Genomic DNA, 9,605 nt, shown 5'->3' on the forward strand with positions numbered 1-9,605 from the left:
TGCGCCGCACCCTCCGCGAACTCCAGTACCGCAGCGAAACCATCGACGGATGCCTCGCCGCAACCGGACTCACCCTGACGACATCACGCCGACAAATTCAGTAGCGGGTTCGGGTCGGTCAGCCGGCTCAGGGGGCCCCGCAGCCGCCGTACTCGAGGGAACTCACTGCGTTGTCGTAGAGGAACAGAAGTTCCTGCTTCTCACCCGGCATTATGGTGTAGTGGTAGCCGCGGTAGTCGGCATCGGTGTAGATGCAGACGAACCCCTCGCCGCGGTTCCACACCGAGCTGGCCCGGTCGTTCCACGCCCAGCCGAGGTTGGGGATGTCCACCCGGTACTGGAGCTGCAGGTTGCTCCCGGTGAGGTTGTGGCCGTCGTAGAGGCAGATCTGGCCTTCTTCACAGCGGGTCACGGGTTCATCAGCCGATGCGGTTCCCGGAGCCGCCAGTACGGCGGTGAAGGCGAGGACTGCTCCTACTACCGAGGTCTTGAATGTCAGTTTCATGAGTACTTCTTCCCGTCGTTGCCCGTGGAAGCGCGGCCATGGTGCAGCCGCCTACTGTCCCTCTTCTTCAAGGGCATGCAGTCATAAACGGCTTGCGCACGCATACGGTTCCACCATAAAGCTGCCAGCCTGCGCAAGTTCGCCGAAACCCGGGACTGGCTGACCGTCTACTAACTGCCGCCCTACGCACCCGACCTCAACCCCGTCGAGGGGATCTGGTCGCTCCTGCGACGCGGCTGGCTCTCGAACGTCGCCTTCAGCACCCCCGAACACCTCGTCCAGACCGTCCGACGCGGGCTGCGGCACATCCAGTACCGCAGCCACCTATCGACGGCTGCCTCGCGGAGACCGGCCTGACCATCCGACCCACCTGACACGAGGCGACATCACGAGTTCAACCTCAGTAGCGGCTACCCGGCTCCGAGGAGGACTTCGCTGCGACGCCAGGCCGTCGGCGACCGGCCCGTGAACTCGCGCCAGTCCCGCACGAGATGGGCCTGGTCGGCGTAGCCGGAGACGGTTGCCACATCGCCCCACGGGAGCGGGTCCTGTGCCGCCGCCAGTTCGTGCGCGTGCTCAAGGCGCAAGACTCGGGCGAAGGTCTTCGGCGACAGGCCCACCTCACCGCGAAACCGCTCGGTGAGGTACCGACGGCTCCAGCCGAGTTCCGCGGCGACCGCACCCACCTGGACGCAACCCCGCGCGGCGACGAGGCGACGCCATGCCTCGGCCACCTCGGGGCGCGCCCAACGCACATGGTCGCCGCAGGCGCCACGGCCGACAGCTCGGAGAAGCAATTCGTCCAGCACGGTGACCCGCGCCGCCCATGTTGTCGCCGATCGGAGCCGGTCGACCAGCTCAACAGCAAGCACTCCGAGAAGCTCGTCAAGTGGGACCAGTCGGTGGGCGAGCTCGGCGGACGGCATGCCGTAGATGGCCCGGGCCCCGAGCGGTGTCAGCGATACCTGAACACCTTGCTGGCGTCCGTCGTGATGAATCGCGACGGACCGGCACATCAGACCGCCGGCCACGCTGCCGAATCGGGTGACCGGTGACCCGTCGTCAACGCCCGCCGCCACCTCCAAAAGATCTGACAGACTGATCACCGCAGTGAGCGCGCGGCTCGGCGGGCCGCAGTGCACCCCCGTCGGGAGCCCGCGGAGGTCGAAGCCGACATACCAGTCGACGTACTCCCGCAAGACGGGCGCCGGACGCGCACCGATCCCGGTGCCCGTGTGATCCTCCATCTTCGTCAGTGTACGAGCCGCCCAGCCCAGGAAGATCACCATCCAGGGTCTCTACTTCTATACACCCGAGCATGGGCTCAAGAAGTCCTGAGATAGGGACAGCCTGAAGCTACGCAGGTCCACGATGCTCGAACCGGCTGCGTCGGCATTGCGACACAGCCGTCGCATCCGCGGAGGGTAGAACCGGGCACGCGGCCGCTGGCGTGCCGGTGCGCGGCCACGCCGCAGGGGCCGTGCAGAGAGGGCTGCAAGGCGCAGCACAACCCCTGAGTCAGGAGGCCAACGGGGGCGAGAGGAGCTTGGCGCGGTAGTCTGACGATCATGTTGGACTGAGGGATTCGGCTGGCTGCGGTTGCGGACGTCGAGGCGGTTGCCGAGCTGCGGGCCGTGGTGCTGCGGGCAGATCTGGAACGGCTCGGGCGGTATGACGATCAACGAGTGCGGCAGCGACTGCGGGACGGGTTCGCTCCGGCGCACACCTGGGTGATGGCGCTGTCACGTTGTTGGGTGTGCGAGTGCCTGTCGGCGTGTCGTGTGTGGTGGAGCCGGGTTCCGGTTCCGGGCTCAGGCCTCGGCGGGCCGGCCGACGACGCCGGTGGCCTGGTCCCAGATGGCGAAGCGGACGGTCATCTCGGGTCGGTAGTGAGGTGCGGGCATCAGGTGACGGCGGGGCCGGAAGTGCGGTGGGATGCCGCTGAACGCGGACAGGAACCTCTGCGCCCCGCCCACGGAGCGGAAGCCCTTCATCGCGCGTTCGTGCTGCCGCGTGGGCTGGTGGCTGTTCTCGGCCCGGTTGTTCAATCCCTTGTGACAGTGGTGCTCGACCGAGGGCATGACCTCGCGGTGGGCGGCGCTGTAGGAGCGCAGCTCGTCGGTGACGACCACCCGCGGCACCGCACGCGTCTTCTTCAGCAGACGGTGGAAGAAACGCCGGGCGGTGGCCTTGTCCCGCCGGTTCTGCGTGAGGACGTCCAGGACGTTGCCGTCGGAGTCGACGGCTCGCCACAGATACTTCAGCTCGCCGTTGACCTTGATGAACACCTCGTCCGCATGCCATTTGTCCCCGGGCCGGGGCCGGCGGCTGCGCAGCCCGTTCGCATACGCCTGAACAAACTTGGCGCACCAGCGGCGCGCGGTCTCGTACGAGACGATGACGCCGCGCTGGAGCATCAGCTCCTCCACCTCGCGGAACGACAGCTGAAAGCGGAAGTACAGCCACACGCAGTGGGAGATGGCCTCGAGCGGGTAGCGATGCCCCTTGTACGACGGCGACGCACTCCCCACGGACGATCCTTCCCAACGCGATCAACCCGAAGATCATCCCACCCGGTCAGCCGACGTGACAGTGCCCCGCGAACCACAACCGGTCCGCCGGCTCGTAGCGCACCGGGCCCGCGAGCTGTCGACGCAGCGCCGCGTTCTCGTGCCGTAGGACCAAGAGTTCGGCGTCTTCGGCCACCTGTCGGCGCAGGAGCACAGCCGGGACCGACAGCAGCTTCCTCGTCGCCCAATACACCAGCGAGACGATCACCCATGGCATCGTCCCAGGCGACCCCGAGCGCCACCAGACCTCCACGACCCGCAGCGACACATTTCTGAACGGCGCATGAGCAGAGCCTGTCGGCCGGGGCTCAGACGCCGCCACCAGGTGCCGAACTCCCGGCGGTACCGGCGGAGCTTGGCGGACAAGAAGCGCAGGGCAGAGCTGGACACGTCGTTGCCGGACGGGCAGACAAGCACACGAAGCCTGTAGTGGAAACGGATTTCTTGGTCGAAAACCCACCTACCAGGGGCTTCATCTGCCTGCCAGCCCAACTGACGTGCTCATCCGTCAGGTTGGAAAGGGCCCACTCGCGGCACAACGATCACGTGTCCGAGATCATGGGGAAACTTCGCGCTCGGCTTCCACCCGGTTCGCGATGTCCTCGCGCAACCGCGTCTTGTCAATCTTGCCCGTTCCGGTCAGAGGCAGTGTCGGCACCCTGACGACGCGCTCGGGCAGTTTGAACGGGGCCAGTCCGCAGTCCTCGAGGAAGCGGCGGATCTCCCGCAGCGTCGCAGATCCCTCCTCGCCGTCGACGACGTACAGGCACACCGTTTCGCCCAGGACTCGGTGGGGCATCGGGACGGCTGCGGCGGCGCGCACGCCGGGATGCCTCTGGACCAGAGCTTCCAGTTCGCCCGCCGGGATCTTCTCGCCGCCACGGTTGATCACGTCCTTGACGCGCCCGACGACCACGAAGTTGCCCGAGGGATGGCGGTGGACCAGGTCACCGGTGCGGTAGAAGCCGTCGGAGGTGAACAAAGCGGTGTCCGTGTCGCCGTGGTAGGCCGTGATGACGCCAGGCCCCCGGGCCAGAAGCTCGCCCGTTTCCCCGTCGGCGACGGGGCGGTCCCGGCCATCCACCACGAGAGTCTCGTCCCCCGGTGAGACGGGTCGCCCTTGGGTGGAGAACACCACCTCCGGGGGGTCGTCGAGCCGGGAGAGGTTCAGCAGTCCCTCGCTCATTCCGTACACCTGCTGGATCCGGCAGCCGAAGGCGTCGCCGAGCTGCCTGGCTGTCTGTTCGTCCAGGCGGGCTCCGCCAACCTGCAGTACTTCCAGGCTCGACAGGTCGGGCCCGTGAGAGGCGGCATGCACGGTGAGCCACTGGCGGGCGACCGCAGGGGTCAGCGCGCAGTGCGTGACGCGTTCCCGCTCGATCAGCGCCATCGCGCCGACGGGATCGCCGGGTGCGCCGAGCACGGCCTTCCCTCCGTGGACAAGTGCGCCGAGGATTCCGGGGTGGCCGAAGGCGAAGCTGTGCGTCACGGGCAGGACCGCGAGGTAGACCGAGTCCGGTGTCAGCGCCGACGCAGCCGCCGAGGCACGGATGACATGGCCGAACGCCTCGTGCGTACGGGGGATGGGCTTGGGCGCGCCGGTAGTGCCGCTCGACAGCAGGAACAGGGCGATGTCCGAGGGGCGCCGGTGCCTGCCCGCCACGGGAGCCGCCTCCTCGGCCACGGCGAACTCGTCGAGGTCCAGATGGCCGCACGCCGGGTCGACGCCGCCGGAGACCAGCAGGTTCCGCACGAAAGGATGGCGTTCGCGGAGTTCTTCGGCGAATCGAAGGTGGTCGAAACGGGCTTGCCGAACGGGTACGGCCATCGCTGCCGGACGTACCGAGGACAGCACGGGAGCGAGTTCGTGTTCGCGCAGCGTCGGCGGCGCGAGGACCGGACGGGCGCCGAGTCGTATCAGGGCGAGCACGAGGATGACGAGCTGGGGCTGGTTGGGGAGTTGTACGAGTACGTTCTCGCCGGGGCGCGTTCCGCAGCGCGCCAAACGAGCGGCGCAGCCTGACACCGCGGCGTCCAGTTCGGACCAGGTGAGAACCCGGCCGTCGCCGACGAGTGCCTCACAGCGGCCCCGATGCCCGCGGGTGGCCAGAACCAGTTCGTCCAACAGGTCCGGGGACCACCAACCGCGGCTCCGGTAGTCCGCCGACACCCGAGGGTCCGGCCCGTGCCCACCCAAGGCGTCGGCGAGCTGCCGCAGCGTACAGTCATGCTCGCTCCAGAGGTCGACGCGGGTGCCGAGTCGCTCGGAGAACTCGATCTCCAATTGCGTGATGTCGACCGAGTCGAGCCCGAGATCGGCGCGCAAGAGCGCGTCCTCGCGCAGGAGTTCCTGTTCGATGCCCAGCTCGGAGAGAACTCTTCGCACGTCGTCGATGTCCGGCAATCGGCTCTCCTCAGGGGTCGAGAAAACCTTCTGGTGGGGGGCGGCTCGGGCAGAGGGTGGCACCGGCGGCGGGACCACTCGCGTCCCGAACCCGTGCGGCGGGCGCCACGGCCGGAACCGGGGAGTCGGCCTGCCCCTCCTCCATCGGTCCGCGTCCGGTGACCGGCCGCGGCGGCCTCAGACGATGGTGAGCGTCGTCGTTCCGGTCGCGCCCGTGACACCGGTGGACAGACACTGCAGCAGTCCCGGCTGCGGAAGGACGATGACCTGGATCGCCGAGCGGCCCTGGAAGCGGCCCTGGACGACGGTCCCGGTGAGCGTGGTGACCACCTGCCCGGCGACCGCGGTACTGCTGCCTTCGGCCTCGATGACGCTGGTGTCGCCGGTGCTCCACGTGAAGGTCCGAGGACCTTGGAATCCGCCGAGGAGATCGTTGCACCCCGCGTGGAGGGTGAACCGCTCCCCGTACGCACCGCTCGTCACCTCACCCGCGCCGTCGACGCACGACCCGAGACGCCCGTCGGTGGTGACGTCGACGTCCCGCGGTTGGAAGGTGATCCCCGGCCTGTAGGCGACGGACTCGGTTCCCTGGCACTGCAGCACCGCGAGTGGTTCCGCGCGGGCGGGCCCGGCGGCCAGTGCGCCGGTACAGAGTACGGTGACGACGGTTGCCAGGACTGTCGAGCGTGCTCGTGATCTTATGACGGACATGAGACGACCTCCTTCGGGGTGAACGGCGTGATAGGGGTGATGCCCGGCACGCCCGTTCGTGAGACGAGCGCGCAGGTGCAGTGAGGGGGTACGCGAAGCCCCGCGCGCTGCCCCGTGAAGACCGCGCGCTGGGCCACGCCCCCGCGCGTTCGGTTCACCCCTTGCCGCCCGGGACGCGGGCATGAGTCAGTGGACCGTGCGCGCGGCGAGCGGGACGCGGGTTTCCGCGCGTTTCTCCCCCGCGGGCGGTCTTCGCGACTCCCTGGAGCGCCGCGTCGGCTTCGGATCTGGAGGATGATGCATCCACAGGAGAGCGGCACACTGGTGGTACCGGGCGCCAGGCTTCATTTCGAAGCGCGCGGGGAGGGATCGCCGGTACTGCTCATCGCGGGCGGCAACTCCGACGCGGCCGTCTTCAAACGCCTGGCCGGCGTCCTGGCCGCGGACCATCGCGTCATCACGTACGACCCGCGCGGCAATTCGCGCAGCCTCCTCGACGGCCCGCCGACGGACCAGCGGATCGAGGAGCACGCCGACGACGCGTACCGCCTGCTCGATCACCTCACCGGGCCCGGTGAATCCGCGTACGTCTTCGGAAGTTGCTCAGGCGGGCTCGTCGCACTCGAACTCGCCGTCCGCAGCCAGGACCGGGTCCGTTTGACGATCGCCCACGAACCGCCCGCGATGGGACTGCTGCCGGATGCCGAGGAGTATCTGGCGTTCTTCGACGACGTCCACGAGACGTTCCGCCGTGAAGGCGTGGCGGCGGCCCTGCGCAGGCTCCAGCTCGTGTTCGGTGACGGGCCCGCGCCGACGCTGCCCGAGGCCCACGACAACACCGCGTTCTTCCTGGCCCACACCGTCAGGCCGGTCACGCGCTTCGTGCCCGACCTCGGCAAGCTGGCGACGGTGGCGGACCGTATCGTCGTCGCAGGCGGTCGCGACTCGCGCACCCACGCCGTCCACCGGCCCGCGGTCGTCCTGGCGGAGCGGCTCGGCTGTGAACGGAAGCTGTTCCCCGGCGGCCACGTCGGCTACGCGAGATACCCGGCCGAGTTCGCCAGGCGACTCGTCGGGCTGTTCACCGCGCCGTCCGGCGCGGCGACTCCGTCCGGCACCGGTGCGGGAGGCTGACATGCGCATCGTGATGGGGGCGCAGAACTGTGGCTTCGGCCCAGCCTCCGAACTCGTCGCGGTCTCCCGGCTGCTCCCCCACCACGAGCGGGTGTTCGTCGGCAGCGGTGTGGCGGCGACGTTCACGCGTCGCAACCCGGACGCCTTCGACGCCATCCTCGAGATCGACGCGACGCGCGGAAGGGCCGGGGCGGAGTTGATCGACGACCTGCTGGAGACCGGCGACCAGGTGATCTCGGTCATGGACGCCGACCTCGCCCTGCGGTCCGTCATCGCGCGGCGTCCGGTGGTCATGGTGGACAGCCTGTTCGGATTCTGGCGGCTCGGACGGCCGTTGGCCCAGATCCGCGACCTGTGCGCGACCCTGCCACGTTCCTCCTACGTCGCGGCAGACCGGCACCTGGCCGCGCTCTCCCCGCATGAGCGTGTCGTCGCGGCCCATCTGCTCGCCACGCACAGCGTGGTGCAGAACTTCCCGGGCGTCCCCGAGCGCGTGGCCGAGTTCGCCGCTCTCGGCGCCGGGTCCGCGATCCACCTGACCGGCCCGATCATCGACCTCGAAGGGCTGAGGAACACCCCGCTCAACGCCGAACCGGAGTACGACTTGCTGATCAACGTCGGCGGGTTCAAGAACTTCCTCCTGGACTTCGACGTCAACAACGACTACCTGCGGCTGCTTCACCACTGGATCCCCGACCTGCTGCGGGACTGGCCCCGGTTTTCGCATGTCCTGGTCTGCGGCGGCCCTTTCGGCGGGCACCGCGAGCGGAGTGTCTCGGTGGCCGGCCGGCGGGCCGACTGCCGTCTCCTGCCGCAGCGCGACCTGCTGCGGGCGGTGGCGAGCACGCCCGGCTACCTGCTCGCCCCCGGGCTCACGGCACTCCACGAGTCGATGGTCCTCGGCCGGTTGCCGCTGGGGATCCACGAGCAGCACTACGCGCACGTCTACACCCTGCGCAGTCTCGACGGCACGCTCTTCGGCCGGAACGCCGGCCGGTTCGCGGACGTCCTGCCGCACCACCGGTTGCCCGAGGACGACTTCACCGGGACGGCGGCCCTCGTGGAGATCGCCGGCTGCGTGCAGGAGGACGAGGAGCTCTACACCGTATTTCGCAGAACGTTCAACGAGCGGATCGAGCACTATGTCTCGCTCACCCCGGCGCAGCGGCGGCACGGCGTCGAGGAACTACGCCGACTGCTCGGCGGTAAGCCGGTCCACGAGGCACTGGCCAAGATCCTTCCCCCTCGGGGCAGCGAGTGACCGGCCGACGGCGCCCAGCCCGGCAGTTGGCCTTCCCGACACCTGGAGACGGATTGCATGCCTCTGAAGAACCCGCCCACGCCGACTACTTCGCTCTCAGGAACCGACTGCTCGGCCCCCTGCGCAACCGGTTCCTGACCGCGGACCAGTTGTGCGAGGCGGGCCGCCTCATGTGCGGCCGCCCCGAGTTCCTGTCCCTCTACGGCATCCCCGCCCCCGAGATGGCCGCCCGGGAGATTCGCCTCCTGGGCCGCACCGCCGTCGAGTGCACCAAGGACCCTCACCCCGTAGCCATCGCCGGCGTCATCGCCGACATCGAGGCCATCACCCCTGGGGCCGAGGGCGAGGCGATGGTCGTCGATCTGTTCTGCGGTTCCGGAAACATCGGTCACCACCTCGGCCGCTGCCTGGGCCGCCCCGTATACGCCTCCGAACTCGACCCGGTCGTCCACGAGGCCGGCTGGCGCAATCTAGACCGTATCGGCTCCACCGTCCGTCTCCGTCATGCGGACTATCGTGACCTGCTCGGCGCGCTTCCCGCCCGCAGCGAGCGTGACGTCTACATCGTGGAGCCCTCCTGGGGCCGGGCCTTCACCTCGGAAGGTCTCGACCTGACACGTACCTCTCCCCCGGTCCCCGAGATCATCGGGCACATCCAGCGGTCCCGCGACCACGTGCCGTGCCTGGTGGTGGTCGAGACCAGTGACCGTGTGGTCCGCGGCTCCCTCGACATCTGGTGTAGGAACGCGGTCCACCTGCGCACACTCGTCCCCAAACCGTTTCCACCCCATGGCACCGGCTCGCGTTTCCACTTCTACCGCCTCAGTGAGAGCCAGCCCCGAGCCGTGCGGGTCATGGAGGACAACGGTCCGAACGCCCGGCAGCCGCGGGCACAGGCCGCCGAGGCGGGCGACAGCGAGCATCGCTAACCTCGGGCTTTCGCGAGGTGGAGTGTCCGAGGCTTGATCAAATAAGCGGAGAGTGCTCCTGACCTGCAACGATGGGACTTGTCTAGGGTCC

Annotated in this window: 9 protein-coding genes and 3 pseudogenes; 5 read left to right on the plus strand and 7 right to left on the minus strand. The window is 68.7% G+C overall.

The annotated features are described in order from the left end of the window. Nucleotides 1-127: 127 nt before the first annotated feature. Nucleotides 128-505: a peptidase inhibitor family I36 protein gene (locus ACFY3N_RS36295; RefSeq protein WP_390821045.1), complete on the minus strand. Its 378-nt coding sequence runs from the start codon at nucleotides 503-505 to the stop codon at nucleotides 128-130. 114 nt (nucleotides 506-619) lie between these two features. Here ACFY3N_RS36295 and ACFY3N_RS36300 point away from each other — a divergent pair. Continuing rightward, nucleotides 620-879, plus strand: a pseudogene (locus tag ACFY3N_RS36300) (transposase); the annotation flags it as partial. Between the two features lie 36 nt (nucleotides 880-915). On the opposite strand, the gene ACFY3N_RS36305 reads toward ACFY3N_RS36300, so the two are convergent. Next, nucleotides 916-1,752, minus strand: a complete 837-nt coding sequence (locus ACFY3N_RS36305) for a helix-turn-helix domain-containing protein (RefSeq protein WP_390821053.1) — start codon at nucleotides 1,750-1,752, stop codon at nucleotides 916-918. Nucleotides 1,753-2,088: 336 nt separating this feature from the next. Here ACFY3N_RS36305 and ACFY3N_RS36310 point away from each other — a divergent pair. Continuing rightward, a pseudogene (locus ACFY3N_RS36310) lies at nucleotides 2,089-2,241 on the plus strand (GNAT family N-acetyltransferase); the annotation flags it as partial. A gap of 75 nt (nucleotides 2,242-2,316) precedes the next feature. On the opposite strand, the gene ACFY3N_RS36315 reads toward ACFY3N_RS36310, so the two are convergent. From ACFY3N_RS36315 to ACFY3N_RS36335, 5 genes and pseudogenes are all read right to left on the minus strand, one after another. Further along, a complete protein-coding gene (locus tag ACFY3N_RS36315) occupies nucleotides 2,317-3,036 on the minus strand; it encodes an IS6 family transposase (protein ID WP_390821046.1) in 720 nt (239 codons plus the stop codon). Between the two features lie 46 nt (nucleotides 3,037-3,082). Next, nucleotides 3,083-3,283, minus strand: a complete 201-nt coding sequence (locus tag ACFY3N_RS36320; RefSeq protein WP_390821047.1) for a hypothetical protein — start codon at nucleotides 3,281-3,283, stop codon at nucleotides 3,083-3,085. Nucleotides 3,284-3,360: 77 nt separating this feature from the next. After that, a pseudogene (locus tag ACFY3N_RS36325) lies at nucleotides 3,361-3,492 on the minus strand (IS5/IS1182 family transposase); the annotation flags it as partial. A gap of 139 nt (nucleotides 3,493-3,631) precedes the next feature. Next, nucleotides 3,632-5,479 (minus strand): AMP-binding protein, encoded by a 1,848-nt coding sequence (locus ACFY3N_RS36330; RefSeq protein ID WP_390821048.1) that lies wholly within the window; start codon nucleotides 5,477-5,479, stop codon nucleotides 3,632-3,634. 177 nt (nucleotides 5,480-5,656) lie between these two features. After that, the gene (locus ACFY3N_RS36335) at nucleotides 5,657-6,190 is read right to left on the minus strand and encodes a hypothetical protein (protein ID WP_390821049.1); all 534 of its coding nucleotides are present in this window, start codon (nucleotides 6,188-6,190) and stop codon (nucleotides 5,657-5,659) included. A gap of 294 nt (nucleotides 6,191-6,484) precedes the next feature. On the opposite strand from ACFY3N_RS36335, the gene ACFY3N_RS36340 reads away from it, so the two are divergent. The 3 genes from ACFY3N_RS36340 to ACFY3N_RS36350 are packed head-to-tail and all read left to right on the plus strand — an operon-like array spanning nucleotide 6,485 to nucleotide 9,514. Next, a complete protein-coding gene (locus tag ACFY3N_RS36340; RefSeq protein WP_390821050.1) occupies nucleotides 6,485-7,324 on the plus strand; it encodes an alpha/beta fold hydrolase in 840 nt (279 codons plus the stop codon). A gap of 1 nt (nucleotide 7,325) precedes the next feature. Then, nucleotides 7,326-8,585, plus strand: a complete 1,260-nt coding sequence (locus tag ACFY3N_RS36345) for a hypothetical protein (RefSeq protein ID WP_390821051.1) — start codon at nucleotides 7,326-7,328, stop codon at nucleotides 8,583-8,585. Nucleotides 8,586-8,638: 53 nt separating this feature from the next. Beyond that, nucleotides 8,639-9,514, plus strand: a complete 876-nt coding sequence (locus ACFY3N_RS36350) for a hypothetical protein (protein ID WP_390821052.1) — start codon at nucleotides 8,639-8,641, stop codon at nucleotides 9,512-9,514. Nucleotides 9,515-9,605: the final 91 nt, after the last annotated feature.

Origin of the sequence: Streptomyces sp. NPDC000348, from assembly GCF_042898795.1 — a bacterium.
In the GTDB taxonomy this organism is placed as follows: domain Bacteria; phylum Actinomycetota; class Actinomycetes; order Streptomycetales; family Streptomycetaceae; genus Streptomyces.

What these genes read in the sequence shown, in the direction of transcription:
- ACFY3N_RS36340 (WP_390821050.1), top strand. Translation starts at nt 6,485, where the DNA reads ATGATGCATCCACAGGAGAGCGGCACACTGGTGGTACCGGGCGCCAGG.
- ACFY3N_RS36345 (WP_390821051.1), top strand. Translation starts at nt 7,326, where the DNA reads ATGCGCATCGTGATGGGGGCGCAGAACTGTGGCTTCGGCCCAGCCTCC.
- ACFY3N_RS36295 (WP_390821045.1), bottom strand. Translation starts at nt 505, where the DNA reads ATGAAACTGACATTCAAGACCTCGGTAGTAGGAGCAGTCCTCGCCTTC.
- ACFY3N_RS36335 (WP_390821049.1), bottom strand. Translation starts at nt 6,190, where the DNA reads ATGTCCGTCATAAGATCACGAGCACGCTCGACAGTCCTGGCAACCGTC.
- ACFY3N_RS36305 (WP_390821053.1), bottom strand. Translation starts at nt 1,752, where the DNA reads ATGGAGGATCACACGGGCACCGGGATCGGTGCGCGTCCGGCGCCCGTC.